Origin of the sequence: Delftia sp. PE138, assembly GCF_018320755.1 — a bacterium.
Taxonomy (GTDB): domain Bacteria; phylum Pseudomonadota; class Gammaproteobacteria; order Burkholderiales; family Burkholderiaceae_C; genus Comamonas; species Comamonas tsuruhatensis.
Genome location: NZ_JABEPN010000001.1, coordinates 23,723 through 48,559, shown reverse-complemented (window position 1 = coordinate 48,559; position 24,837 = coordinate 23,723). Strand labels below are relative to the sequence as shown.

Here is a 24,837-nt window from a genome sequence, read left to right as displayed (position 1 = left end):
GGCTCAACGGGCCAGCACGGGCTTGAGCGCCTTGCCCGTGTGCGTGCCCGCAGCCACCAGATCCTCGGGCGTGCCGGCCGCAATGATGCGGCCGCCGTCCTTGCCGCCTTCGGGGCCGAGGTCGATGATCCAGTCGGCCTCGGCGATCACGTCCAGGTCATGCTCGATGACGACCACGCTGTGGCCCGCATCGACCAGGCGGTGCAGCACGCGGATGAGCTTGTCCACGTCGGCCATGTGCAGGCCCACCGTGGGTTCGTCCAGCACATAGAGCGTGTGCGGCGCCTTGTTGCCGCGCCGGGTCACGTCGTCGCGCACCTTGGTCAGCTCGGTGACGAGCTTGATGCGCTGGGCCTCGCCGCCCGACAGCGTGGGCGAGGGCTGGCCCAGCGTGAGATAGCCCAGGCCCACGTCCTTGAGCAGTTGCAGCGGGTGGGCGATGCTGGGCATGCTGGCGAAGAACTCGACGGCCTCGTCCACCTCCATCTGCAGCACGTCGCCAATGCTCTTGCCGCGCCAGGAGACAGCCAGGGTCTCGGGGTTGAAGCGCGCGCCGTGGCAGACCTCGCAGGGCACCTTCACGTCGGGCAGGAAGCTCATCTCGATGGTGCGCATGCCCTGGCCCTCGCAGGCCGGGCAGCGGCCTTCGCCGGTGTTGAACGAGAAGCGGCCGGCCGCGTAGCCGCGCGCCTTGGCCTCCAGCGTTTCGGCGTAGAGCTTGCGGATGGTGTCCCAGAAGCCGATGTAGGTGGCCGGGCAGCTGCGCGGGGTCTTGCCGATGGGGGTCTGGTCCACTTCCAGCACGCGGTCAATGCCTTCGAAGCCCTGCAGGCCCTTGCAGCCCGACAGCGCAGGCGCCTTGCCCGCGTCCATGGCATCACGCCCGGCCTTGGTGGCGCGCTGGCCCACCCAGGCGGCCACATTGGCCAGCATCACGTCGCGCGCCAGCGTGGACTTGCCCGAGCCGCTGACGCCCGTGACGGCCACCAGGCGCTTGAGCGGCACGCGCGCATCCACGTTCTGCAGGTTGTGCAAATGGGCGCCGCGCACGGTCAGCCAGCCCAATGCGTCGGAGGCGGGTTCGGCTTCGACAACGACAGGCGCGGCCTTCTTTTTGGATTTGGATACCTTGACAGGCGCGGGTTCCGGCACCGGTTCGGCCACGGCGGCAAGCTCGGCGGCCGCCTGCGGCGGCTGGCCTTCGCCCACCCAGCGGCGCGGCTGGAACGGGTGGCGCATGGCATGCAGCAGGTAGCGGCCCGTGATGGAGTCCTCGGCCGCCATGATGTCGGCCGCCGTGCCCTGGGCCACGAGGCGGCCGCCGCGAATGCCGGCGCTGGGGCCGATGTCGATGATGTGGTCGGCGCGGCGGATGGTGTCTTCGTCATGCTCGACCACGACCAGGGTGTTGCCCTTGTCGCCCAGCTTGTGCAGGGCGTTGAGCAGGATCTGGTTGTCGCGCGCATGCAGGCCGATGGTGGGTTCGTCCAGCACATAGCACACGCCCTGCAGGTTGCTGCCCAGTTGCGCGGCCAGGCGGATGCGCTGGGCCTCGCCGCCCGACAGCGTGGGCGCGCCACGGTCCAGCGTCAGGTAGCCCAGGCCCACTTCCTCGAGGAATTCGAGGCGGCTCTGGATCTCGGGGATGAGGTCGCGCGCAATATCGGCCTCGCGGCCCGACATCGCCAGCGCCTGCACCCATTGGCGCACGTCGTTGACCGACAGCTGGGCGATCTCGGCAATGCCCACGCCATGGAAACGCACGGCACGCGCCGTGGCGTTCAGGCGTGTGCCCTGGCAGGTGGGGCAGGTCACTTCGGCCAGGTCCTCGATTTCCTGGCCTTCGAACTTGACCTCGCGGCCCCGGTTGTCCTCGACCAGCAGGGTGTCGTCATAGACCTTGCGCTGGTCCTTGGTGAGCTTGACGCCCGTGCCCACGCAGTCGGGGCACCAGCCATGCTTGCTGTTGTAGGAGAACAGGCGCGGGTCCAGCTCGGCATAGCTGGTGGCGCAGACCGGGCAGGCGCGCTGGGTGGAGAACACCTGCAGGCTGCCGATGCCGGCCGTGCTCCGGCCGCCGGCCATGGCATCGGCCAGGTTGTCCAGGCCGGACAGCACATGCAGCACGCCCTTGCCTGTTTCCAGCGCCTGCACCAGGTGGCCGCGCAGCTCGCGCTCGCTGGCCGCCGTGACGGTGATGCTGGCCACGGGCAGCTCGATGGTGTGTTCCTTGAAGCGGTCGATGCGCGGGAATCCCGTGGTGGGCAGGAATTCGCCGTCCACGCGCAGATGGGTGTAGCCGCGCGGCCGTGCCCAGTCGGCCAGCTCGGTATAGACGCCCTTGCGGTTGACCACCAGCGGTGCCAGCAGGCCGATGGTCTGGCCCCGGAACTGCGTGAGCAGCTGGGCCGCGATGCTTTCCTCCGTCTGCGGCTGCACCGCGGCGCCGTCGTGGATGCAGTGCTGCGTGCCCAGCTTGACGTAGAGCAGGCGCAGGAAGTGCCAGACCTCGGTGGTCGTGCCCACGGTGGACTTGCGCCCGCCGCGCGACAGGCGCTGCTCGATGGCCACGGTGGGCGGAATGCCGTAGACGGCATCCACCTCGGGCCGGCCCGCAGGCTGGACGATGGAGCGCGCATAGGCGTTGAGCGATTCCAGGTAGCGTCGCTGCCCTTCGTTGAACAGGATGTCGAAGGCCAGCGTGGACTTGCCCGAGCCCGAGACGCCCGTCACCACGTTGAACTTGCCGCGCGGGATCTCCACCGACAGCTGCTTGAGGTTGTGCTCCTTGGCGTTGACGATCTCGATGGCATTCCTGGCGGCCGCCCCCGACATGGCATGCGCCTTGCGCTGGCTCTTGTAGAGCATGGGGGCGACCTCGCGCACGGCCTCGCCGCCCACGCCCATGGCCAGGTCGTACTCGCGCAGCGCCTGGGCCGTGTGCGAGCCAGGCACCTGGCGCACCTCCTCGGGCGTGCCCTGGGCCACGATGGCGCCGCCGCCGTCGCCGCCTTCGGGACCGAGGTCGATCAGCCAGTCGCTGGCACGGATCACGTCGAGGTTGTGCTCGATGACGATCAGCGAGTGCCCGGCCTCCAGCAGCTTGCGCAGCGCGCGCATGAGCTTGGCGATGTCGTCGAAGTGCAGGCCCGTGGTGGGTTCGTCGAACAGGAACAATGTGCCCTTCTTGGCCAGCGCCTGCTTCGACTTGGCCTGGGACTTGGCGGCCTCCGCCAGGAAGCCCGCGAGCTTGAGGCGCTGGGCCTCGCCGCCCGACAGCGTGGGCACGGGCTGGCCCAGCTTCACGTATTCAAGGCCCACATCGACGATGGGCTGCAGGGCGCGGATGACCTCGCGGTCCTGGGCGAACAGCAGGGCCGCCTCGGCCACGGTGAGCTCCAGCACATCGGCCACGTTGAGCTTGCGCGGCTGCAACTCGCCGGCCGCGTGGCGCTCGATCATGACTTCCAGGATCTCGGGGCGGTAGCGCGTGCCGTTGCAGTCGGGACAGCGCAGGTAGACATCGGAGAGGAACTGCATCTCCACATGCTCGAAGCCCGAGCCGCCGCAGGTGGGGCAGCGGCCGTCGCCGCTGTTGAAGCTGAACTTGGCGGCCGTGTAGCCGCGCTGGCGCGACAGCGGCGCAATGGCGAACAGCTCGCGGATGGAGTCCCAGGCGCCCACGTAGCTGGCCGGGTTGGAGCGCGCCGTCTTGCCGATGGGCGACTGGTCCACGAACATCACGTCGCTCAGGTGGTCGGCGCCCAGCAGGCGCTCGAAGGCGCCGGCCGCATCCGTGGGCTTGCCGAAGTGGCGCATCAGCGCGGGCACCAGCACGTCCTGGATCAGCGTGGACTTGCCCGAGCCGCTGACGCCGGTGATGGTGACCAGTCGCTGCAGCGGAAAGTCCACGTCGATGCTGCGCAGGTTGTGCTCGCGCGCGCCTTCGAGGATGAGGCGCGGCGTGGACTCGGTCACCATGCGCTTGAGGCCGAAGCCCACCTGCTTGCGGCCGCCCAGGTAGGCGCCGGTCAGCGTGTCGGCATGTCGCAGGTCGTCGGGCGTGCCGTCGAAGACGATCTGGCCGCCGCGCGCGCCGGGGCCGGGGCCCATGTCGATCATGCGGTCGGCCGCGAACATCACGGCCGGGTCGTGCTCGACCACGACCAGGGTGTTGCCTGCATCGCGCAGGCGCTGCATGGCCTCGGTGATGCGTTCCATGTCGCGCGGGTGCAGGCCGATGCTGGGCTCGTCGAGCACGAACAGGGTGTTGACCAGCGAGGTGCCCAGGGCCGTGGTCAGGTTGATGCGCTGCACCTCGCCGCCCGACAGCGTGCGGCTCTGGCGGTCCAGCGTGAGGTAGCCGATGCCCACGTCGCACAGGTACTGCACGCGCGCCATGATTTCGGCGTGCAGCATCTTGAGGGCCTGGGCCTCGCCGTCATGCAGCGGGGCATCGGCAGCCGGCGCCAGCTGCTGGAAGAAATCACGCAGCCGCACCAGGGGCAGCTGCATCAGGTCGTGCAGGCACAGGCCCGGCAGCGCGTCCAGCTGCTCGCGGCTCCAGGCCACGCCCTTCGGCATGAAGCGGCGGTAGCGGCCTTCGTCGCCGGGCGGCAGCACGGCATCGGCGGCCTGCTTGCCGCCCAGGCGCCACAGCAGGCTTTCGGTCTTCAGCCGCGCGCCGCCGCAGGTGGGGCATTCGGTATAGCTGCGGTACTTGGACAGCAGCACCCGGATGTGCATCTTGTAGGCCTTGCTCTCCAGGTATTCGAAGAAGCGCTTGATGCCGTACCAGGTCTGGGTCCACTTGCCATTCCAGTTGGGCGAGCCGTCCAGCACCCAGCTCTTTTGCGCGTCGGTGAGCTTGGCCCAGGCCGTGTCGCGCGGGATGCCTTCGGCCTCGGCGTGGCGCATCATGTCGTCCTGGATCTCCTTCCAGGCCGGTGTCTGCACGGGCTTGATGGCGCCCGTGCGCAGGGTGAGCTTGTCGTTGGGGATGACCAGCCCCCAGTCCACGCCGATCACGCGGCCAAAGCCCCGGCAGGCCTCGCAGGCGCCCACGGCGGAGTTGAAGGAGAACAGCGAGGGAATCGGCTCCTGGTAGCTCAGGCCGCTTTCGGGGCAGTGCAGGCCCAGCGAGAACTTCCACAGCTGGGGCTCGGTGGGCTGGGCACCTGCGGCTTCCACGGCGGATTCAGGCAGCACATAGACCGTCATGTGGCCGCTGCCGCGCTTGAGTGCCACCTCGATGGCCTCGTAGGCGCGGGCGCGCTCGACGTTGCCCAGGCGGAAGCGGTCGGCCACCACGTCCAGCATCTTGACCTTGAGCGGCGCCGCCGCCTTGGCCTTCTTGCCCTTGGCGTTGGCGTTGGCGGCAGGTTCCACGGCGCCGGCCTTCTCGGCCTCGCGCTCGGCCTGGACCTTGGTGAAGCCGCTGGCCGACAGCCATTGCTCCACCTCTGCAGCCGTGGTGTTGGCGGGCAACTCGACGGGGAAGGTGATGGCGATGCGCGGATCACCGGCCTGCCGGCAACGCTCGGCCAGCTCCTCCAGCACGCTGTCGGGCGTGTCGTGGCGCACGGGCACGGCGGTGTCGCGGTCGAACAGCTGGGCTGCGCGCGCGAACAGCAGCTTCAGGTGGTCGTTGAGCTCGGTCATCGTGCCCACGGTGGAGCGCGAGTTGCGGACGGGATTGGTCTGGTCGATGGCGATGGCCGGCGGCACACCTTCCACACGGTCCACGGCCGGCTTGTCCATGCGGTCCAGGAACTGCCGCGCATAGGCCGAGAAGGTCTCGACATAGCGGCGCTGGCCTTCGGCATACAGGGTATCGAACACCAGGCTGGACTTGCCCGAGCCGCTGGGCCCCGTGACCACGGTCAGCTCGCCGGTACGGATGTCGAGATCCAGGTTCTGGAGATTGTGCTGGCGTGCGCCGCGAATTCGAATCAGACCGTGCGTCATGGATGTTGTGTGGTCAGTGGGAGCCAAACATTCTAGGCAGTCCATGCGTCAGGCATCGGACGCTTCTCAATACCTGTATTTTCATACAGGTTAAACAAAAAACGCCTCCTCAACGCATCCGCGCGACCATAAAAAAACCCCGGAACCAGTCCGGGGCTCGTGCCTCTTTCAAGGTCTTACTTGGCCATCTGCACGGAGGCAGGCATGGCCTGCCCGTCCGGCACGCCCTTCACCTGGGTGATGGCCAGCAGCGACACGACAACAAAGGCCAGGCAACCGGCCGCGATGATCCTCATGGGTATTTCCTTGATCAGGCTGTGAAAAGACGGGCCCAGACAAAAAGGCCCCGCACCTTTCGGTACGAGGCCTGATGGCAGGCAGGTGCTGATTGGAACAGACCTGCTTTGCTCGCGGCTTACGCCGCGCGGCGATCAGAATGCGTGGCGCACGCCGACGGCGAAGGACGAGAAGTCCGCGCCCTTCACGCCGGTCATGTAGTTGGCGCCGGCCTTGTTGTCCACCTTGGTGTAGTAGCCGTAGACCTTGGTGCGCTTGCTCAGGTTGTAGTTGTAGCCCAGGGTCCACTGGTTGGCGCCGGAGTCGGCAATGTTGCTCCACTTGTTGGCGTGGCCCAGGTTCACGTGGAACTCGGAAGCGCCCTGGGTGTACATGCCCGACAGACGGAAGTTGTTGCGCGTGCCGCGGATTTCTTCGTCGTTGCGCTGGTAGTAGCCGCCCAGCACGAACTGGCCGAGAGTGTAGGCAGCGCGGAAGGCCAGCTGCTTGTCTTCGTCGAACTGGCTGTAGCCGGCGCCCAGGGCCAGGGGGCCCACGTTGTAGTTGGCGGCCAGGTCGTAGCCGTTCTTCTTCTTGGCCAGGGCGGTGGCCTTCTCGTGCATGGAGACAGAGCCTTCCACCGTCAGGCCGCCGAAGTTGGGCGTGGTGTAGGAGATCTTGTTGGCGGTGCCCAGGCCGCTGGCGAACCAGACGGGATCGAAGTACAGCGCGTCGGAGGACGAACCCGTGTCATGGTTGTGCATGCTCACGTAGTCGGCCGTGGCGAAGTACGAGCCGGGGAAGAAGTTGCCCAGGCGCAGCATACCGAAGTTGCCCGACAGGTTCACTTCGCTCTGGCGGCCGAAGGTCAGCGCGCCGGTGGAGGAGGAGCCCATGCCGGTGTCGGAAGCGAAGCCGCTTTCCAGCACGAAGCCGGCCTTCAGGCCGCCGCCCAGATCTTCGACACCGCGCATGCCCCAACGCGAGGAGTTGTTCTCCATCTTGCTGACGCTTTCGTCACCGATCTTCTGGCGCTCGATCGTGGTGTTGATACGGCCATAGATCGTGACGCTGCTTTGCGCCATCACGGTGGTGGAACCCAGCACGGCCAGCACGGCCAGGGCAACGCGGTTCATCTTGATCATCTCGGCATCTCCTTGGGATTGTTGAGTGGGTATTCTTGAAATCTCAGGGCCGACTCCGGCTCTAGATCAGTGCCATTTGCGGCTGCTGCGAATTCTAGGTGCGGGCATGTCAAAAAATGTACGGCCGCCTCTGAAAATGCGCGATCTGATGCTTTGCTGCCACAGGCATGACATGGAAAACCAGTAGAAGCGCCATACGAAAAAAGCCCATGGCAAACCGCCATGGGCTTTCGTCAATGCAGCGCCACAAAACACAGTCGGATACTGCGCACACCGCATGCAACCGGCGCGGCCCAACTCAGAGACGCCGAGCAAGAGCCGCCTCGCGGCGATGGCGTCGTCCCCCTCCCGCGAAGCGAGAGAAGGCGCCGTGCATACGGGGGAAGGCGCGTCAGCGCCTCAGGGGGAGCCCTCAATCATTCGCGTAGATATCCACATCCTTGGTCTCGCGCAGGAACAGCGTACCGATGATGGCCGTGGCGCCGGCAATGACGATGGGATACCAGAGGCCGCTGTACATGTTGCCGGTCTGGGCCACGATGGCGAACGACATGGTGGGCAGCAGGCCGCCGAACCAGCCATTGCCGATGTGGTACGGCAGGCTCATGGAGGTATAGCGGATGCGGGTGGGGAACAGCTCCACCAGCATGGCGGCGATGGGGCCGTAGACCATGGTCACGAGGATGACCAGGTAGGTCAGGATGGCGACCATCATCACCTTGTTCATCTTCGCGGGGTCGGCCTTGGTGGGATAGCCGTCCTCGGCCAGCACCTTGGCCACGGTCTTCTTGAACTCGGCGTCCTTGGCCTTGGCTTCCTCGGGGCTCAGGCCCTTGACGGAGAACGAGGGGATCTCGGTGCTGCCGATGCGGATGAAGGCCGTCTTGCCGGGCGCTGCGTCCTCGGAGTCATAGCTGACCGAGCCGGCGGCCAGCAGCTGCTTGGCCACGTCGCAGGAACTGGTGAACTTGGAAGTGCCCGTGGGATTGAACTGGAACGAGCATTCCTTGGGATCGGCAACGATCACCACCTTGCTCTTGGCCTGGGCCGCGGCCAGGTCGGGGTTGGCCGCCTCGGTCAGCGCCTTGAACACGGGGAAGTAGGTCACCACGGCCAGCACGCAGCCCAGCATGATGATGGGCTTGCGGCCTATCTTGTCGGACAGCGAACCGAAGATCACGAAGAACGGCGTGCCGATGATCAGTGCCGCCGCGATCAGCAGGTTGGCCGTCACCGCATCGACCTTGAGCTGCTGGGTCAGGAAGAACAGCGCATAGAACTGGCCCGTGTACCAGACGACAGCCTGGCCGGCGGTCAGGCCGATCAGCGCCAGGATCACGATCTTGAGGTTGCGCCACTGGCCGAAGGACTCGGACAGCGGAGCCTTGGAGACCTTGCCCTCGGCCTTCATCTTCTGGAAGGCTGGCGACTCGGACAGCGTCATGCGGATCCACACCGAGATGCCCAGCAGCACGATGGACAGCAGGAAGGGAATGCGCCAGCCCCAGTCCGCGAAGGCCTGCTCGCCGATGGAGGTGCGCACGCCCAGGATCACCAGCAGCGACAGGAACAGGCCCAGCGTTGCCGTGGTCTGTATCCACGAGGTGTAGGCGCCGCGCTTGCCGTGCGGCGCGTGCTCGGCCACATAGGTGGCCGCACCGCCGTACTCGCCGCCCAGGGCCAGGCCCTGCAGCATGCGCAGGCCGATGAGGATCACCGGCGCCGCCACGCCGATGCTGGCGTAGGTGGGCAGGATGCCGACGATGAAGGTCGACAGGCCCATGATCAGGATGGTCACGAGGAAGGTGTACTTGCGGCCGATCATGTCGCCCAGCCGCCCGAACACCAGTGCGCCGAAGGGCCGCACGATGAAGCCGGCCGCGAAGGCCAGCAGCGCGAAGATGAAGGCCGATCCCGCATCGAGCCCGCTGAAGAATTGCTTGGCGATGATGGCCGCCAGCGATCCGTAGAGATAGAAGTCGTACCACTCGAATACCGTGCCTAGCGACGAGGCAAAGATCACCTTGCGTTCTTCCGGAGTCATGGGCCGCGGGGTCGCCTTGACCCCCGCGCCTTGCGATGCGTTGATAGCCATGTCTGTCTCCTTGATTTATTGAATATTTAGCGGGCTTGCCATAGGCCCGCCGATTCACTATCCGCCTGCCTGCTGACGCGAATCTGACTCACCTCTTACAGAAATTGACGGCGAACTGAACGATTTCTTACTAACTCAGCAGCAACCCTGATGCCGTCTTTTTCCATGTGAAAAGCACCGTAAAAACCCTGGCGAACCATGCTGCACTGCGTAAGCACTCGGTCAGAAGCGCTTTCCAGAATGCGCCGCAAGGCTGCAGATCCATGGGGCTGCCGCCGCGATTCCAACTTCAGGAGACAAACCATGACCGATCCGGTGGTAGACAAGATACAGCGCCATCCCAAATACCAGGAGCTGCGGTCCAGACGCAATCGCCTGGGCCTTTTTCTGACGCTGCTGATGCTGGTCGTTTATTACGGCTATATCGCGCTGATTGCCTTCGACAAATCCTTTCTGGCCCAGCCCATTGGCGCGGGCGTGACCTCGCTGGGCATTCCTATCGCCATGGGCGTGATCGTGTTCTCGGTGATCGTCACCGGCCTCTACGTGCGCCGTGCCAATGGCGAGTACGACAAGCTCACCCAGGACATCCTGAAGGACGCCACGAAATGAAGAATTCCGCACAACGCATGCTGCTGGCGCCCGCCGTGGCGCTGGCCCTGACGGGGCCCGTGCTGGCCGCCGGCGGCGATGTCGGCGTGGCCGCCAAGCAGGCCACCAACTGGACCGCCATCATTCTCTTCACGGCCTTCGTCGTGGCCACGCTGTGGATCACCAAATGGGCCGCGGGCCGCACCAAGTCGGCGGCCGATTTCTACACGGCCGGCGGCGGCATCACGGGCTTCCAGAACGGCCTGGCGATTGCGGGCGACTACATGTCGGCCGCCTCCTTCCTGGGCATCTCGGCCTCGGTCATGGCCAGCGGCTATGACGGCCTCATCTACTCCATCGGCTTCCTGGTGGGCTGGCCCATCCTGACCTTCCTGCTGGCCGAGCGCCTGCGCAACCTGGGCAAGTTCACCTTCGCCGACGTGGCCGGCTACCGCTTCTCCCAGACGCCGTTCCGCGCCTTCGCGGCCAGCGGCACGCTGGTGGTGGTGGCCTTCTACCTGATCGCGCAGATGGTGGGCGCGGGCCAGCTGATCAAGCTGCTGTTCGGCCTGGACTACTGGATCGCCGTGGTGCTGGTGGGCGGCCTGATGATGATCTACGTGCTGTTCGGCGGCATGACGGCCACGACCTGGGTGCAGATCATCAAGGCCTGCATGCTGCTGGCCGGCGTGACCTTCATGGGCTTCATGGTGCTGGCCAAGTACGGCTTCAGCCCCGAGGCGCTGTTCGCCGAAGGCGTGCGCGTGCGCTCCGAGATCGCTGCCAACAACGGCGCCGACCCCTCGGCCGCCGCCAAGGCGGGCCTGGCCATCATGGGCCCGGGCGGCTTCATCAAGGACCCGATCTCGGCCATCAGCTTCGGCATGGCGCTGATGTTCGGCACGCTGGGCCTGCCCCACATCCTGATGCGCTTCTTCACCGTGCCCGACGCCAAGGAAGCGCGCAAGAGCGTGTTCTGGGCCACGACCTGGATCGGCTACTTCTACGTGCTGATCTTCATCATCGGCTTCGGCGCCATCACCCTGGTGCTGACCAACCCCGAGATGGCCGACACGGTCAAGGGCGTGATCCACGGCGGCGCGGGCACGGCCAACATGGCGGCCGTGCTGGTGGCCAAGAGCGTGGGCGGCGACGTGTTCTACGGCTTCATCTCGGCCGTGGCCTTCGCCACCATCCTGGCCGTGGTCGCGGGCCTGACGCTGTCGGGCGCCTCGGCCGTGTCGCATGACCTGTACGCCACCGTGATCAAGAAGGGCAAGGCCGACAGCGCCGCCGAGCTGCGCGTCTCGCGCATCACCACGCTGACGCTGGGCGCCATCGCCGTGCTGCTGGGCATCGTGTTCGAGAAGCAGAACATTGCCTTCATGGTGTCGCTGGCCTTCGCGGTCGCGGCCTCGGCCAACTTCCCCCCGCTGCTGCTGTCGGTGCTGTGGAAGGACTGCACGACCAAGGGCGCCGTGATCGGCGGCTTCATGGGCCTGGCGTCCTCGGTGGGCCTGACCATCGTCTCGCCCCCGGTCTGGGAAGCCACGCTGGGCAACCCCGCAGGCTCGGCATGGTTCCCCTATGCATCGCCCGCGCTGTTCTCCATGACCATCGGCTTCGTGGGCGTGTGGCTGTTCTCGGTGCTCGACAAGAGTGCCCAGGCCGCCAGGGAACGCGCCGTGTTCCCCGCGCAGCAGGTGCGTTCGGAAACGGGTCTGGGAGCTTCGGGCGCCTCCGGCCACTGAGCTGCCGAAGCGGCAACCACGCACAAGCCGGGCCATGCGCCCGGCTTTTTTTCATCCCTCGCCACACCAGAGACACTCAGTTTGATCGGCTGGAGAAGCCTTTTGAGCGGATGGGCGATGTCCTGCGTTTTCCCCGCCCCTAGACTCGGGGGTCTGCCGAGCGCTTCGTGCAGCATGACTTCTCTCTTCAACGCACAGGATCCATCCGACATGCAACTCACCAGCCAAAGCTTCCAGGACGGCCAGGCCATCCCCGGCGAATTCGCGTTCGCCGTGCCCGATGCGGCATCCCACGTGGCGCTGTCGTCCAACCGCAATCCGCACCTTGCCTGGAGCGGCGCACCGGCGGGCACGCAGTCCTTCGTCGTGGTCTGCCACGATCCCGACGTGCCCAGCCGCGGCGACGATGTGAACCAGGAAGGCCGCGAAGTGCCGGCCAGCCTGCCGCGCGTGGACTTCTTCCACTGGCTGCTGCTGGACATTCCGGCCGCCACCACCGAGATCGCGGCAGGTGCCCAGTCCGACGGCGTCACGCCGCGCGGCAAGAGCGGCCCCGCCGCCCCCGGCGGCCTGCGCCACGGCATCAACGACTACACGGGCTGGTTCGCGGGCGACGAGCAGATGAAGGGCGACTACTACGGCTACGACGGCCCCTGCCCCCCGTGGAACGACAGCATCGTCCACCACTACGTCTTCACCGTCTATGCGCTGGCCACGCCCACGCTGGCGGTCTCCGGCGAACTGACCGGCGCCAATGTGCGCGCGGCGCTGCAAGCCGGCCAGGTGCTGGGCAAGGCCAGCATCACCGGCCTGTACAGCCTGAACCCTGCGGTCTGCGCCGCTTGAACCTGAACGGCGACCCGGTGCCCGGCAGCCACTGGCTGCTGCCTTCTGCCGCCCCCGTGGTGCGGGCCGGCCTGTGCAGCCTGGCGCAGCCCAGCCTGCGCCAGGCCCGGCATACGCCGCGCTTCCTGTTCCATGAAGCCTGCCTGCTGCTGGTGGCGGCAGGCAGGCTGGACCTGCACGACGGCAGCCACCAGACCACGGTGGACACGCCCTCTTGCCTGCTGCTGGTGCAGGCGCATACCAGCGCCGATCTGATGAAGACACCGGGCAGCGGCGGACAGCCCTTTCGCTCCGTGCTGCTGGCACTGTCGCCCGAGCTGCTGGAGGCGTTCCACCGCACACGCGCCCAGCCCGCAGCGCTGCCGCTGGACGAGCAGGCCTTTCGGCAACTGCCGCTGGACGACGACCTGCAAGACGCTCTGCGGCAGGTGCTGGCCAGCGTGCCGTCGCCGACTCTCAGCGACGAACGGCTGCGCTACCGGCTGATGGACCTGCTCGCCGCGCTCGCGGAGCGCGGCCACATCCTGCGCCGCGCGGGCCCGCCCGGCACGGCCTCGCGCCTGCGCACCCTCATTGCCCAGGCGCCCCAGCAGCACTGGACAGCGCACAGCGCCGGCAGCGCGCTGGCCATGAGCGAGGCCACGCTGCGCCGGCGCTTGGCCGGCGAGGGCGTCCGCTTCGAGGAACTGCTGGTGGACACGCGCATGCACCACGCCATGCTGCTGGTGCAGACCACCGGCTGGAGCCTGCAACACATCGCCCAGGCCTGTGGCTACCAGTCGCGTGCGCGCTTTTCGGAGCGCTTCCGTGCGCGCTTCGGCTATTCGCCGTCCGCCTTGCGCTGATGCAGCGCGGCCGGCGTCCCGCCAGCCAGCCTGCGCAGCTTGATGAAGGCCAGCGCCGCCATCACGGCGTCGTTGAGCGCGTCGTGGGCCTCGCGCCGGGGCAGGCCCAGATCGGCCATCAGCGTGGCAAAGCGCAGGTCGATCTCGGGCGCCTGCTGCTGCCAGGGCAGCAGCTGCCGGAAGCGGTGGTCGTAGTACAGGGCCGAGACCTCGATGCGCTCGTTGGGCAGGCCCGTGCCCAGCCAGGGGCGCAGCACGCGCTCGATCATGGCCACGTCGAATTCCAGGTAGTAGCCGACCAGCGGGCGGCTGCCGATGAAGCGCAGCAGCTGCGCGAGCGCGTCCTCGATGGCCAGGCCCCGGGCCAGGTCGCGCTCGCGCAGGCGGTGGATGCGCACGCTGTCCGCTGGCACGCTGCGCGAGGGGCGCACCAGCAGCTCCAGGCGCTCGCTGGACAGGATGCGATCTCCCAAGATGCGCACGGCGCCGATGGAGATGATCTGGTCGCAGCGCACATCCAGGCCCGTGGTCTCGCAGTCCAGCGCCACCCATTCGCCGGGCGGCGGCGCACCGAAAAGGAAGTCATAGGCGGGTTCCGCCAGCCTGCGCCGCTGCCAGTTGCGCCGCAGGCCCGCCACCCAGCGCTGCAAGGGCGCCGCGCTCATACGGCGTCCAGCCGCAGGCGCTGGCGCAGCAGTTCGCGGAAGCGCCGCACCACGGCCAGCGTGTCCTTGAGCAGGTCACGCTCCAGGCTGCTCAGGCGCGCCGGGTCCACATGGCCGGTGACGGGGCGGCCCAGGTCGATCTCGGCCAGTCCCGCCTGCAGGCGCAGGCCCATGAGAAAGTGCAGTCCTTCAAGCAGTTCGCGGCCCTGGACTTCATCGAGCACGCCTTCGGCCACCAGGGCCGCCAGGCGCTCGGCCGTTCCCGTGGCGGCGATGTGGTGGGCCAGCGCCAGGCTGCGCACGCCGTGGACGATGGGAAAGATGCCGGCCTTCTTGAGGTGCACGGGCGCCCCCTCGTCGCCACGGCCCAGCAGCCGCTCCCACCAGCTGCCCGGCTCGTGCGCGAAGGCGTCGACGGCCGAGGCAAAGCGCGCCACCTGGGCGTCGCTGTCCAGGGCCAGCGCCATCAGGTCCCGCCGAACCTGCGCCAGCAAGGCTGCATCGCCTGCCACGGCGTGGGCGTCCAGAAAGATGGCCAGGTGCATCAGCCCTGGCGGGCTGGGCAGGATCAGCCATTCGCGCACACGACGGCCAAAGTCGGCCACCGTGCCGCGCCACAGCGGATTGCTGAGCATGATGCCGCCCGGGCACTCGGGGTAGCCGAAGCGCTGCAGCTGCGCGGAAAAGCGCGCGCAGATCGCATCGAGGTCCTGGGGCGGCGCATAGCCGTCGCGCAGCAGCAGGCCGTTGTCCTGGTCGGTCTTGAGCAATTGCTCGCCGCGCCCCTCGCTGCCCATGACGAAGAGGCAGCTGTGGGCCACCAGGTCCGGCGGCGCCAGCATCTGCCAGGCACGCTCGAACAAACGGGCATTGAGCTGCTGCACCAGGCGCGCCATGAGGGCAATGCGCGTGCCGCCCCGGTGCAGGGCGGCCACCAGGCGCGTGATCTGGGCGGCGGCCTGCTCCAGCGCCTGCAGGTCGGCGGCCTGCTCGATCTGCACGGTGATCAGGTGGGAGTGGTTGGCCAGGAAGCTGAACAGGTCCAGCGCCTCCAGGATGCCCAGCACCTGGCCCTGTGCATCGAGCACGGCCAGCCTGTGCACGCGCGCACGCAGCAGCACGACCAGGGCGTCGCCCAGCTGGTCGTCGGCGCGCACGGTGAACACGGGCTGGCTGGCGAACTCGCCCACGGCCAGCCGCTCCAGCGGGCGGCCGTCGAGGATGGCGCGCTGCAGCGTGGTGCCCGTGAAGATGCCCAGGCCGCCCTGCGGCAGTCCCGAGACCAGCACGCTGGTCGTGCGCTCTGCATGGAACAGGCGCACCACGGAGACGATGTCGGTGGCCGCATCCACCACATGGGCGGCACGCAGATAGGCCTGGTCCACGCGCGCCAGCGTCAGCGACTGCAATTCGTGCCGGTCGGCGCGCTGGGCCAATGTGCCCAGCTTGTGGCCCAGGTCGGAGAACAGCAGGGCGCCAAAGGCCGTGTTGCGCGCGATCAGCTCGCCCACGGTTTCGCGCGCAAGCTGGTAGGCGATGAGCTCCTCCGCCACGGTGAAGCGGCTGCCCGTGCGGCCGGCCACCAGGGCGCGGCCGTCGAAGCTGTCGTCGGGGCCGTAGCTGGCCAGCACCTCGTCGCCCTCGGTCTGCACCACATGGCCCTTGATGATGACGAAGAGGTGGGTGGGCGCCGAGCCCGCGTCCAGCACCACGGCGCCTTCGGGGAAGTAGGCGATGTCCACGCCATCGCGCACCAGCGCCTGTTCGTCGGGCGTGAGGCAGTCGAAGGGCGAGGCGGCGAAGTTGAAGGCGTTGGGCATGGGGCGGGGCCGTTGTTCCAGCCCCGCCATTCAAACCTTCAGGCCTTGCTCCACGCTTGCAGCCGCGTCCCAGCCGCTGTCGAACCAGCTGTCGCCTTCCAGGTAGGCGCGCAGCATGGGCAGGCTGTCCAGGCCCCAGAAGAGGCGGCCGTCGACTTCCCAGGCCGGCACGCCGAACAGGCCTTGCGCGGCCGCGGCGTCGGTGTTCTCGCGCAGCAGGCGCTTGGCGTTGTCCGCCGCATCCGTGCGCAGCTGTGGCGCCAGCGTGGCGCGCAGGGCGTCGAGCCGCGCCGGGTCCAGCGCGTCGGCGCCGCCCTGCCAGACATGGCGCAGCACCGCGCCCGCGACGAAGCGGTTGACCGTGCCGTCGTCGCTGCATTCCAGCGCCAGGCGCAGCAGCGGCAGCGGGTTGAACGGATGGCGGGCCGGCATGTCCAGCCCCACGCCCGTGGCATGGCCCAGCCAGCTCACATGGCGGTAGGTCCACTCGCGCTTGCCCGCGATGCCGGCCGGCCCCGGGTTGGCATGGCGCTGCAGCAGCGCGCCCAGCAGCACGGGGCGGTACTGCATGTGGTGGCTGATGCCCTGCAGGGCCTGAGGCAGTTGCTCGAAGGCCAGCCAGGCATAGGGCGAGACGAAGTCGAGATGGAAGGTGATCTGCTTCATGGCGGCAGGCTCCTGCAGTGCAGTCCAGGGGGTCTAGGGGACGGCGACCGTGATGCCCGCACGCTCGAGCAGCGCGTTCCAGATGACCAGGCGCTGGGACGCATCGGACTTGGACCAGGCACGGATCTCGTCGATGGTGCGAAAGCACCCTTCGCAATGGCTGCGGTCCGGCGTCATGCGGCAGACCGAGATGCAGGGCGATGGCACGGGCTCGTCGTCAGCGCGCGCAGCGAAGGCTGCGCCGGCCTTGTGGGCCAGCATTTCCTTGGGGCCCATCATGCCGCCACCTCCTGCACCACGTCGGCCCAGGGCGCGCCGGCCAGCAGTTGCAGCGCGGCCGGCGTGGCCGCGAACACCGCATGCGGATGGCCGGCGGCAGCCCAGACCGTGTCGAAACGCTGCAGCTCCCGGTCCACCAGGGTCACGGGCGTGTTGGCATGGGCCACGGGGCTGACGCCGCCGATGGAAAAACCCGTCTGCGCCTTGACGAAATCGGCGTCGGCACGGCCCACGGGGCCGACCAGGGCAGCGACCTTCTTCTCGTCCACGCGGCGGTCGCCCGAGGCCACGACCAGCACGGCCACGCCGTCGCTGCGGCGGCGGAAGATGATGCTCTTGGCCACCTGGCCCACGAGGATGCCCAGCTGGTCGGCCGCTTCCTGGGCCGTGCGCGCCGCGCCGTCCAGCATGCGCGGCCCCTCGCCATGGCCGGCCTGCTGCAGGAAGGCCGCCACGCGCTGCACGCCTTCGGGAAGATGGTGGAGTTCAGATCCGCACATGCTCACACCGCCTCGCATGCAGACGCGCTGGCGCGCTTGGTGAGCAGTGCCTTGGCCACGCGCGACTGCGTGGGGCGGCCCAGGTGGTCGCTGATGAACTGGCCAGCGTCAATCAGCTTGTCCAGGTCGATGCCGGTCTCTATGCCCATGCCCTGCAGCATGTAGACCACGTCCTCGGTGGCCACATTGCCCGTGGCGCCCTTGGCGTAGGGGCAGCCGCCCAGGCCCGCCACCGAGGTGTCGAACTGCCACACGCCCAGCGACAGCGCGGCCAGCGTGTTGGACACGGCCTGGCCGTAGGTGTCGTGGAAGTGGCCCGAGACATCGTCGATGGCGAAGTGCTGCAGCGTGGCCTCGATGGCCTTGCGCACCTTGACGGGCGTGCCCACGCCGATGGTGTCGGCCACGCCCACATGCTGCACGCCGATGCCCTTCATGAGGCCGGCCAGGTAGGCCACGCGCTCGGGGGCGATCTCGCCTTCATAGGGGCAGCCCACGGTGCAGCTCATGGCGCCGCGCACGTAGATGCCCTGGGCGCGTGCGGCCTCGGCCACGGGGGCGAAGCGCTCGATGCTTTCGGCAATGGAGCAGTTGATGTTCTTCTGGCTGAAGGCCTCGCTGGCTGCGCCGAAGACCACGATCTCGTCGGGCCACAGTTCGCGCGGCGCCGACAGCGCGGCCTCCAGGCCCTTCATGTTGGGCGTGAGCACGCTGTAGCGCACGCCGGGGCGGCGGACGATGCCGGCCATGACTTCGGCGTTGTCGGCCATCTGCGGCACCCATTTGGGGCTGACGTAGCTGGTGACCTCGATTTCCTTGAGGCCGGCTTCCTGCAGGCGGTGCACCAGCTCGATCTTGACGGCGGCGGGCACGGGCTGTTTTTCATTCTGCAGGCCGTCGCGGGGGCCTACATCGACGAGTTTGACGCGGGAAGGAATGCTCATGGGGTGTTCTCACCGGGATGACGGGTACGGCCCCTATTGTCCAGGCTTGCAGGCCCGGGCACCACCCCATATCCTGCCGGGCCATGCACAACGGCTGCCAGCGCCCCGTTCAGCCCGGCAGGGCCGCCATTTCATCGCGCAGCATCTCCACCATGCGCGCGGCAGCCGGCGACAGGCGGCGGCCGCTCAGGCGCACCAGGCCGATGGGGCGGCGCAGCACCGGCCGTGCCAGCGGGCGCGCCACCACCTCCGGCCGCTGCACCACCTGCGCGGCCAGCAGCGGCAGCGCGCTCACGCCCAGATCGGCAGCCACCATGGCCGCGATGGTGGCCAGGTGCTCCACGGCGTACTGGGGCGCAAAGCGTATGCCGTGGGCCAGCAGGGCCTCGTCGGCGTACTGCCGCACGCTGGTGCCGGCCGGCATGGAGATGTGGGGCAGATGGGCCACGTCGGCCCAGCCCAGATCGCCGCGCCCGCGCGCCAGCGCATGGCCGCGGCCCAGCAGCAGCACGAAGCGGTCGGAGGCCAGGGGCAGGTAGTCCAGGTCGGCATAGGCGGGGTTGGCCGCCGTGAGCGCAAAGTCCACGCGGCCCGCGCGCACCATGTCGAAGGCCGGCCCGGCCAGGCTGTCGAACAGCTCCAGGTGCACGCCCGGATGCTCGGCCGCAAAGCGCGCCAGCACGCGGGGCAGCAGGCCCGCGGCCAGCGAAGGCAGGGCCGCCAGCGCCAGCCGGCCCACCTGCACCTGGGCCACCTCCTGCACGCGGCGCACGGTCTCGTCCATCTGGTGGCGCAGGATGCGCGCCTGCTCGGCGAAGACCTCGCCGGCCTGGGTCAGTTCCACGGCGCGCGTGGTGCGCTCGAACAGGCGCGCGCCCAGCATCTCTTCCAGCCGCGCCAGCGTGCCCGAGACGGCCGACTGCGACAGGTGCATCTGCAGCGCCGTGCGCCGAAAGCTCAGCGAATCGGCCAGCGCCAGAAAGACATCGACCTCGCGGGCCGACCAATTGATCTTCATGGCCGATCAGTTTATCGAAAAATGCGTCTTTACCGTTCAATGACGTCTGCCTAGACTGCGCCTCAAATCCATGAAATCAGCAGGAGACAGCATGCACAGCAGTTCGCCGCGCCACGCGCGCACGGTGGTCGTCGGGGGAGGCACCATGGGTGCCGATGTGGCCGTGGTCCTGGCCCGGGGCGGCGCCCTGGTGACCGTGGTCGACCCCGGCGCGGCACGGCGCGAGCTGCTGCTGCAGCACATTGCCATCGAGCTGGCCACGGCCGGCTTTGCCCGGTGCGCGTCCCAGGTCTCGGTCTGCGCGGCGCTGGAGGATGTGGCCTGGGACGGCGTGGCCCTGGTGGTGGAATGCATCACCGAGCGGCTGGATGCCAAGCAGGCGCTGTTCGCCGAACTTGAGGCGCATGCGCCGGCCGACGCCGTGCTGGCCAGCAACAGCTCGGGCTTTCCCATCAGCGCCATCGCCAGCGGCCTGCCCACGGCGCAGCGCATGCTGGGCCTGCACTTCTTCATGCCCGCCCACTTGGTGCCACTGGTGGAGGTGGTGCTGGGCGAGCGCAGCGACCCGGCCCTGGGCCAGTGGCTGCACGCCTTCATGCGCGGCTGCGGCAGCGTGCCGGTGCTGGTGAAGAAGGACCAGCCCGGCTTTCTGGCCAACCGCATGCAGCATGCGCTGTCGCGCGAGGCCTTCGCCCTCATCGACGAGGGCATTGCCTCGCCCGAGGACGTGGATGCCGCCGTGCGCTTCGGCTTCGGCTTCCGCTTCCTGGCGGCCGGCCCCGTGCTGCAGCGCGACCATGCAGGCATCGAGGTGCATTGCGCGGCCGCCGCCACCATGTACCCCACGCTGTCCAACACCGATGTGCCGGCCCAGGCCCTGCGCGATCGCGTGGCGCGCGGCGATCTGGGCATGAAGACCGGCAAGGGCTTCTTCGACTGGCCCGAGGACCGCCGCCTGGCCGAGCGTGCACGCTACGACGCGCTGCTGCGCCAGGGCCTGGCCCTGCTGGCCAGCGAGCTGCCGGTGCCGGAGCAGGCACAGGACACGCCATGAGCACGCCGGTCCCCACGTCAAACACGTCGCAGTGGAACGACCCACTGATCATCACCGTGGCCCCCAACGGCGCCTACTAGCAGCCGGCCGACCACCGAGCCCTGCCGGTCACTCCGCAGGCGCTGGCCGCCAGGTGGGCGTGATGTTCGACATCGTGGGCAGCTCGCTGCAGCACATCCAGGGCGGGCGCCTGATCCCGCTGGCCGTCACCTCGGCAGAGCGCAGCAAGGTGCTGCCCGATGTGCCCACCATGGCCCAGGCCGGCGCGCCCGGCTACCAGATCACGGGCTGGCATGGCATTGCCGTGCGCGCGGGCACGCCGCCCGCCGCCATCGACAAACTCAATGCCACGGTCAACGCCATCTTCAAGGACCCGGCCTTCCGCACGCGCTGGGAGGCCATAGGCACGCCGGCCGTGGGCGGCACGGCGGCCGAATTCGGTGCCTTGATCAGGAGCGACTCCCAGCGCCTGGGTGCACTGGTGCGCAGCACCGGCGTGACGCTGGACTGAGCACGCCCGTCAGTAGCCGCGCCGCAGGTCCACGCGGCCGCTCACGGCCTCGCCCCGGCTCAGCGCCGCGACCTTGCCCACGATCTGCTCCACGCTGTCGCGCGCCAGGGTGCGGGCCGAGGTATGGGGCGTGAGCGTGATGCGCGGATGCCGCCAGAAGGCATGGCCGTCAGGCAGCGGCTCGGTGCGGAACACATCGAGCAACGCGCCGGACACATGGCCCCCGTCGATGGCGGCGATGAGGTCCTCGTCCGCCACATGGCCGCCGCGTCCCACGTTGATGACATAGGCGCCCGGCTGCAGCAGGGCCAGGCTGCGCGCGTCGATGATGCTGTCGGTCTCGGGGGTCAGCGGCAGCAGGTTGACGAGGATGCGGGTGGCGCGCAGAAAGGCGTCGAAGTCCTGCGGGCCGCAGAAGCCACGCACGCCGTCGATGGCATGCGGCGTACGGCTCCAGCCGTTGACGGGGAAATCGAACACCGCCAGCGCGCGCGCCACGCGCTCGCCCATGCGGCCCAGTCCCATGACGCCCACGGGGTAGTCGGCGCGCCGGGGATTGGGCCGGTGCTGCCACAGGCCGGCGGCCATGTCGGCCTCGTAGCCGTCCAGGCCCCGGAAGAAGCGGATCACGGCCTGGCTGACGTATTCGGCCATCTGCACGGCCATGCCGGCGTCCTCCAGGCGGTAGACGGGAAGGTCGGGCGGCAGGCGCAGCGGCAGCAGCGCATCGACGCCAGCGCCGATGTTGAACAGGGCCTTGAGGCCCGGCTGCTCGTCGATGAAGCGCTGGGGTGGCGCCCAGACCAGGGCGTAGTCGGCCTGCGGCGCGCCCGGCGACCAGATGTCCACCTCGGCGCCCGGCAGGGCCGCGCGCAGTCCTTGCAGCCAGGCGTCGGGCCTGGTGTCTTCGCAGCAGAAAGTCACTCGCATAGGTGGCCAAGCCTAACGGCCTGGCGACGCCCACGCGCGACTTTTGCGCAAAACTGTCTTGTCTGCGGGCTCAGCTTTCCAGGCGCAGCAGCTCGGAGCCTTCGGTCACCTGGTCGCCGGGCGCATACAGCAGCTCGGCCACCACGCCGTCGCCGGGCGCGGCGATGGTGTGCTCCATCTTCATGGCCTCCATCACGGCCAGCGGCTGGCCCTTGCTGACCTTGTCGCCGGCCTTGACGGCAAAGGAGACCACCTTGCCCGGCATGGGCGCCGTCAGGCGGCCGCCTTCCGAATGCACATCGCCCGCATGGGCCAGCGGATCGGCCAGGCCCAGCACGGCCGCGCCCTGGGGAGCGAACACATGGCATTGCTCGCCCAGCACATGGACCTGGGCGCGCAGGCGCTGGCCCGCGAATTGCACGTCGAAGGCGCCGTCCCCGGCCTGTTGCCAGGACAACAGGCCCTCGGCGAGTGACTCGCCCTCGCCCACGGCCAGCTGCAGCGCGCCGTCATGCAGGTAGCGCAGGCGCGCGGGCACGGCGGCCTCGCCCTGGCGGAAGTCCCAGCGCCGCTCGGCCACGCCGTGCGAGCGCCAGCCGTCGCGGCGGCTGAAGGGGTCGGCGGTTTCCTGGGCACGCTCGGCCTGCAGTACCTGGGCCACGGCGGCGGCCACGGCCTGGGCCTGCGGCAGGCGCTGCTGGTGGAACAGATGCTGTTTCTCGCGCTCGATCAGCGCCGTGTCCAGCTTGGCGGTTGCAAAGGCATCGCTGGCGATGACCTGGCGCAGGAACTGCACATTGGTGGCCAGGCCCACGATGCGTGTCTCGGCCAGGGCGGCATCGAGCCGCGCCAGCGCCTGTTCGCGCGTGTCGCCATGCACGATGAGCTTGGCGATCATGGAGTCGTAGAAGGGGCTGATGGCATCGCCCTCGCGCACGCCGTCGTCCACGCGCACGTCGCCGACATGGAAGCTGGCGCAGTCGGGCTTGCGGTAGACATGCAGGGTGCCGGTGGCGGGCAGGAAGCCGTTGTCGGGGTTTTCGGCGCAGATGCGCGCCTCGATGGCATGGCCGGTGATGCGCAGCTCGTCCTGGCGCTTGGGCAGGGGCAGGCCGCTGGCCACGCGCAGCTGCCAGTCCACCAGGTCCTCGCCCGTGATGGCCTCGGTCACCGGATGCTCGACCTGCAGGCGGGTGTTCATCTCCATGAAGTAGAACTTCATGGCCTCGGGCTGGTCGTAGCCGCCGGGCTGCTCGACGATGAATTCCACCGTGCCCGCGCCCACATAGTTCACGGCCTGGGCGGCGGCCACGGCGGCCTCGCCCATCTTCTGGCGCAGCGCAGGCGTCATGCCGGGCGCGGGGGACTCCTCCAGCACCTTCTGGTGGCGGCGCTGCACCGAGCAGTCGCGCTCGAACAGGTAGACGCAGTTGCCCTGGGTGTCGCCAAAGACCTGGATCTCGATATGGCGCGGGCGCAGCACGTATTTCTCGACCAGCACGGCGTCGTCGCCGAAGCTGTTGATGGCCTCGCGCTGGCAGCTGGCCAGGGCGGCGGCAAAGTCCTCGCTGCGCTCGACCAGGCGCATGCCCTTGCCACCGCCGCCGGCGCTGGCCTTGATCAGCACCGGGTAGCCGATGCGGTCGGCCTCGCGCTGCAGCAGCTGCGGGTCCTGGTCGGCCCCGTGGTAGCCGGGCACCAGGGGCACGCCGGCCTTTTCCATGAGCTGCTTGGAGGCCGCCTTCAGACCCATGGCGCGGATGGCCGAGGGCGGCGGGCCGATGAAGACCAGGCCGGCATCGGCGCAGGCCTGGGCGAATTCCTCGTTCTCGCTGAGAAAGCCGTAGCCGGGGTGGATGGCCTGGGCGCCCGTGGCCTTGGCGGCCTCCAGGATGCGTTCCCAGCGCAGATAGCTGTCCTTGGGGGCGCTGCCGCCGATGTGCACGGCCTCGTCGCAGGCCTGCACATGCTTGGCGCGGGCATCGGCGTCCGAGTACACGGCCACGGTGCGCACGCCCATGCGGCGGGCGGAAGCCGCGACGCGGCAGGCGATTTCACCGCGGTTGGCGATCAGGATCTTCTTGAACATGCGTTATCTCCAGTGTTTTCTCTGCAGCCCCGGTCATTCGGCGACCGGCGGCTATGGTTTTTGATTCATCGCGGGAGACCCGCCGAACAGCGCGCGCAGGCGCTGCACCACGGCCTTGAGAAAGCGCCACAGCGCCCAGGTCAGCAGCCACAGCGCGATGACCACGACCAGCAGCACGGCGGCGAAGGCCAGCGGGTGCGTGAGCGCCAGCCAGATCGCGCCCACCGAGGCGCCGTCCTCCACCAGGCTGGCGCCCACGTTGGAAAACGGCTCGGGCGAGGTGTTGATGGCCGCGCGCGTCGTGCTTTTGGCCACCTGGCTGGACAGGGCCAGCGAGCCGCCCATCAGGGCCGCCATGGTGGCCATGGTCGCGCTGTCGGCGCCGAAGACACCGGCCGCCAGCGCCGCGCCCGCCGGGATGCGGATCACGCTTTGCAGCAGGTCCCAGACCGAGTCCACCCCGGGGATCTTGTCGGCGAAGAACTCCACGAACAGCAGCGCTCCGCTGGCGAACAGCAGGGCCGGATGCTCCAGCACATGCAGCCCGCCCGGCAGCACCACCCAGCCCAGCGCCCCCAGCAGCCCGGTCACGAACACCACGGCGTAGAGCCGGAAACCGCTGGCCCAGCCCAGTGCGGCGGCCAGCGCCAGCAGGCCGGCCATGTCCATGCCGCTGGTGGCCTGGCCCACGCGCTCGGCCACTTCGCCAGCCGCCTCGCTGACCGTGTGGTGCACGGCCGGGCCCGGGTACAGGCCCACGGACTGCAGCCACTGGACGAGGGAGTCGGTCAGGGTGCTCATGGTGTTGGCTCGGCGTTGGCTCGGCGTTGCTCGGTGGTGGCGCG

19 protein-coding genes are annotated in these 24,837 nt (G+C 68.5%); 6 read left to right on the top strand and 13 right to left on the bottom strand.

From position 1 onward, the window contains the following. Window positions 1-3 precede the first annotated feature (3 nt). The 3 genes from uvrA to HFGMBDPB_RS00200 all read right to left on the bottom strand — a co-directional run bounded on the left by uvrA (window position 4) and on the right by HFGMBDPB_RS00200 (window position 9,483). A complete protein-coding gene (gene uvrA / locus HFGMBDPB_RS00210; protein ID WP_212644672.1) occupies window positions 4-5,967 on the bottom strand; it encodes an excinuclease ABC subunit UvrA in 5,964 nt (1,987 codons plus the stop codon). Between the two features lie 431 nt (window positions 5,968-6,398). Next, a complete protein-coding gene (locus HFGMBDPB_RS00205) occupies window positions 6,399-7,388 on the bottom strand; it encodes a porin (protein ID WP_212644671.1) in 990 nt (329 codons plus the stop codon). A 412-nt stretch (window positions 7,389-7,800) separates the two neighbouring features. Beyond that, window positions 7,801-9,483 carry an MFS transporter gene (locus HFGMBDPB_RS00200; protein WP_016450047.1) on the bottom strand — a complete coding sequence of 561 codons (1,683 nt, stop codon included), beginning with the start codon at window positions 9,481-9,483 and terminating at the stop codon, window positions 7,801-7,803. A 303-nt stretch (window positions 9,484-9,786) separates the two neighbouring features. Between HFGMBDPB_RS00200 and HFGMBDPB_RS00195 the strand changes: the two genes are divergently transcribed. From HFGMBDPB_RS00195 to HFGMBDPB_RS00180, 4 genes are all read left to right on the top strand, one after another. Further along, window positions 9,787-10,095, top strand: coding sequence for a DUF485 domain-containing protein (locus HFGMBDPB_RS00195; RefSeq protein ID WP_012207753.1), 309 nt, complete (start codon window positions 9,787-9,789; stop codon window positions 10,093-10,095). Next, window positions 10,092-11,825 (top strand): cation acetate symporter, encoded by a 1,734-nt coding sequence (locus HFGMBDPB_RS00190; protein ID WP_016450046.1) that lies wholly within the window; start codon window positions 10,092-10,094, stop codon window positions 11,823-11,825. The genes HFGMBDPB_RS00195 and HFGMBDPB_RS00190 overlap by 4 nt, the downstream gene beginning before the upstream one ends. A 210-nt stretch (window positions 11,826-12,035) precedes the next feature. Beyond that, window positions 12,036-12,671: a YbhB/YbcL family Raf kinase inhibitor-like protein gene (locus HFGMBDPB_RS00185; RefSeq protein ID WP_016450045.1), complete on the top strand. Its 636-nt coding sequence runs from the start codon at window positions 12,036-12,038 to the stop codon at window positions 12,669-12,671. Further along, window positions 12,668-13,516 carry an AraC family transcriptional regulator gene (locus HFGMBDPB_RS00180; protein WP_017407741.1) on the top strand — a complete coding sequence of 283 codons (849 nt, stop codon included), beginning with the start codon at window positions 12,668-12,670 and terminating at the stop codon, window positions 13,514-13,516. Before HFGMBDPB_RS00185 ends, HFGMBDPB_RS00180 begins: the two co-directional genes overlap by 4 nt. On the opposite strand, the gene HFGMBDPB_RS00175 is transcribed toward HFGMBDPB_RS00180, so the two are convergent. From HFGMBDPB_RS00175 to HFGMBDPB_RS00145, 7 genes are all read right to left on the bottom strand, one after another. Further along, window positions 13,492-14,181 carry a 3'-5' exonuclease gene (locus tag HFGMBDPB_RS00175; RefSeq protein WP_212644670.1) on the bottom strand — a complete coding sequence of 230 codons (690 nt, stop codon included), beginning with the start codon at window positions 14,179-14,181 and terminating at the stop codon, window positions 13,492-13,494. The genes HFGMBDPB_RS00180 and HFGMBDPB_RS00175 overlap by 25 nt on opposite strands. Then, on the bottom strand, window positions 14,178-16,031 hold the full coding sequence (locus HFGMBDPB_RS00170; protein ID WP_212644669.1) for a putative nucleotidyltransferase substrate binding domain-containing protein: 1,854 nt from the start codon (window positions 16,029-16,031) through the stop codon (window positions 14,178-14,180). Before HFGMBDPB_RS00170 ends, HFGMBDPB_RS00175 begins: the two co-directional genes overlap by 4 nt. Continuing rightward, window positions 16,032-16,667, bottom strand: coding sequence for a DsbA family protein (locus tag HFGMBDPB_RS00165; RefSeq protein WP_016450041.1), 636 nt, complete (start codon window positions 16,665-16,667; stop codon window positions 16,032-16,034). A gap of 33 nt (window positions 16,668-16,700) precedes the next feature. After that, window positions 16,701-16,943, bottom strand: a complete 243-nt coding sequence (locus tag HFGMBDPB_RS00160; protein ID WP_017404204.1) for a DUF1289 domain-containing protein — start codon at window positions 16,941-16,943, stop codon at window positions 16,701-16,703. After that, entirely contained in the window at window positions 16,943-17,446 is a 504-nt protein-coding gene (locus tag HFGMBDPB_RS00155; protein WP_012207760.1) for a YbaK/EbsC family protein, read from the bottom strand. The genes HFGMBDPB_RS00160 and HFGMBDPB_RS00155 overlap by 1 nt, the downstream gene beginning before the upstream one ends. A gap of 2 nt (window positions 17,447-17,448) precedes the next feature. After that, on the bottom strand, window positions 17,449-18,390 hold the full coding sequence (locus HFGMBDPB_RS00150; RefSeq protein WP_016452781.1) for a hydroxymethylglutaryl-CoA lyase: 942 nt from the start codon (window positions 18,388-18,390) through the stop codon (window positions 17,449-17,451). Window positions 18,391-18,499: 109 nt separating this feature from the next. Then, the gene (locus tag HFGMBDPB_RS00145; protein ID WP_212644668.1) at window positions 18,500-19,408 is read right to left on the bottom strand and encodes a LysR family transcriptional regulator; all 909 of its coding nucleotides are present in this window, start codon (window positions 19,406-19,408) and stop codon (window positions 18,500-18,502) included. A 91-nt stretch (window positions 19,409-19,499) separates the two neighbouring features. Here HFGMBDPB_RS00145 and HFGMBDPB_RS00140 point away from each other — a divergent pair, with 91 nt between their 5' ends. Both HFGMBDPB_RS00140 and HFGMBDPB_RS00135 read left to right on the top strand, forming a co-directional pair. Next, window positions 19,500-20,462, top strand: coding sequence for a 3-hydroxyacyl-CoA dehydrogenase family protein (locus tag HFGMBDPB_RS00140; RefSeq protein ID WP_212644667.1), 963 nt, complete (start codon window positions 19,500-19,502; stop codon window positions 20,460-20,462). A 142-nt stretch (window positions 20,463-20,604) separates the two neighbouring features. Beyond that, the gene (locus HFGMBDPB_RS00135; RefSeq protein WP_080945436.1) at window positions 20,605-20,973 is read left to right on the top strand and encodes a Bug family tripartite tricarboxylate transporter substrate binding protein; all 369 of its coding nucleotides are present in this window, start codon (window positions 20,605-20,607) and stop codon (window positions 20,971-20,973) included. Between the two features lie 9 nt (window positions 20,974-20,982). Here the strand turns inward: HFGMBDPB_RS00135 and HFGMBDPB_RS00130 are convergent, their stop codons facing one another. From HFGMBDPB_RS00130 to HFGMBDPB_RS00120, 3 genes are all read right to left on the bottom strand, one after another. Beyond that, complete coding sequence (locus HFGMBDPB_RS00130; protein WP_212644666.1) at window positions 20,983-21,903, bottom strand: 2-hydroxyacid dehydrogenase; 921 nt, start codon at window positions 21,901-21,903, stop codon at window positions 20,983-20,985. 70 nt (window positions 21,904-21,973) lie between these two features. Then, on the bottom strand, window positions 21,974-23,992 hold the full coding sequence (locus HFGMBDPB_RS00125) for an acetyl/propionyl/methylcrotonyl-CoA carboxylase subunit alpha (protein ID WP_016452785.1): 2,019 nt from the start codon (window positions 23,990-23,992) through the stop codon (window positions 21,974-21,976). A 51-nt stretch (window positions 23,993-24,043) separates the two neighbouring features. Beyond that, window positions 24,044-24,793 carry a DUF4126 domain-containing protein gene (locus HFGMBDPB_RS00120; protein ID WP_034363214.1) on the bottom strand — a complete coding sequence of 250 codons (750 nt, stop codon included), beginning with the start codon at window positions 24,791-24,793 and terminating at the stop codon, window positions 24,044-24,046. Window positions 24,794-24,837: the final 44 nt, after the last annotated feature.

What these genes read in the sequence shown, in the direction of transcription:
- uvrA (WP_212644672.1), bottom strand. Translation starts at nt 5,967, where the DNA reads ATGACGCACGGTCTGATTCGAATTCGCGGCGCACGCCAGCACAATCTC.
- HFGMBDPB_RS00205 (WP_212644671.1), bottom strand. Translation starts at nt 7,388, where the DNA reads ATGATCAAGATGAACCGCGTTGCCCTGGCCGTGCTGGCCGTGCTGGGT.
- HFGMBDPB_RS00200 (WP_016450047.1), bottom strand. Translation starts at nt 9,483, where the DNA reads ATGGCTATCAACGCATCGCAAGGCGCGGGGGTCAAGGCGACCCCGCGG.
- HFGMBDPB_RS00195 (WP_012207753.1), top strand. Translation starts at nt 9,787, where the DNA reads ATGACCGATCCGGTGGTAGACAAGATACAGCGCCATCCCAAATACCAG.
- HFGMBDPB_RS00190 (WP_016450046.1), top strand. Translation starts at nt 10,092, where the DNA reads ATGAAGAATTCCGCACAACGCATGCTGCTGGCGCCCGCCGTGGCGCTG.
- HFGMBDPB_RS00185 (WP_016450045.1), top strand. Translation starts at nt 12,036, where the DNA reads ATGCAACTCACCAGCCAAAGCTTCCAGGACGGCCAGGCCATCCCCGGC.
- HFGMBDPB_RS00175 (WP_212644670.1), bottom strand. Translation starts at nt 14,181, where the DNA reads ATGAGCGCGGCGCCCTTGCAGCGCTGGGTGGCGGGCCTGCGGCGCAAC.
- HFGMBDPB_RS00170 (WP_212644669.1), bottom strand. Translation starts at nt 16,031, where the DNA reads ATGGCGGGGCTGGAACAACGGCCCCGCCCCATGCCCAACGCCTTCAAC.
- HFGMBDPB_RS00165 (WP_016450041.1), bottom strand. Translation starts at nt 16,667, where the DNA reads ATGAAGCAGATCACCTTCCATCTCGACTTCGTCTCGCCCTATGCCTGG.
- HFGMBDPB_RS00160 (WP_017404204.1), bottom strand. Translation starts at nt 16,943, where the DNA reads ATGGGCCCCAAGGAAATGCTGGCCCACAAGGCCGGCGCAGCCTTCGCT.
- HFGMBDPB_RS00155 (WP_012207760.1), bottom strand. Translation starts at nt 17,446, where the DNA reads ATGTGCGGATCTGAACTCCACCATCTTCCCGAAGGCGTGCAGCGCGTG.
- HFGMBDPB_RS00150 (WP_016452781.1), bottom strand. Translation starts at nt 18,390, where the DNA reads ATGAGCATTCCTTCCCGCGTCAAACTCGTCGATGTAGGCCCCCGCGAC.
- HFGMBDPB_RS00145 (WP_212644668.1), bottom strand. Translation starts at nt 19,408, where the DNA reads ATGAAGATCAATTGGTCGGCCCGCGAGGTCGATGTCTTTCTGGCGCTG.
- HFGMBDPB_RS00140 (WP_212644667.1), top strand. Translation starts at nt 19,500, where the DNA reads ATGCACAGCAGTTCGCCGCGCCACGCGCGCACGGTGGTCGTCGGGGGA.
- HFGMBDPB_RS00135 (WP_080945436.1), top strand. Translation starts at nt 20,605, where the DNA reads ATGTTCGACATCGTGGGCAGCTCGCTGCAGCACATCCAGGGCGGGCGC.
- HFGMBDPB_RS00130 (WP_212644666.1), bottom strand. Translation starts at nt 21,903, where the DNA reads ATGCGAGTGACTTTCTGCTGCGAAGACACCAGGCCCGACGCCTGGCTG.
- HFGMBDPB_RS00125 (WP_016452785.1), bottom strand. Translation starts at nt 23,992, where the DNA reads ATGTTCAAGAAGATCCTGATCGCCAACCGCGGTGAAATCGCCTGCCGC.
- HFGMBDPB_RS00120 (WP_034363214.1), bottom strand. Translation starts at nt 24,793, where the DNA reads ATGAGCACCCTGACCGACTCCCTCGTCCAGTGGCTGCAGTCCGTGGGC.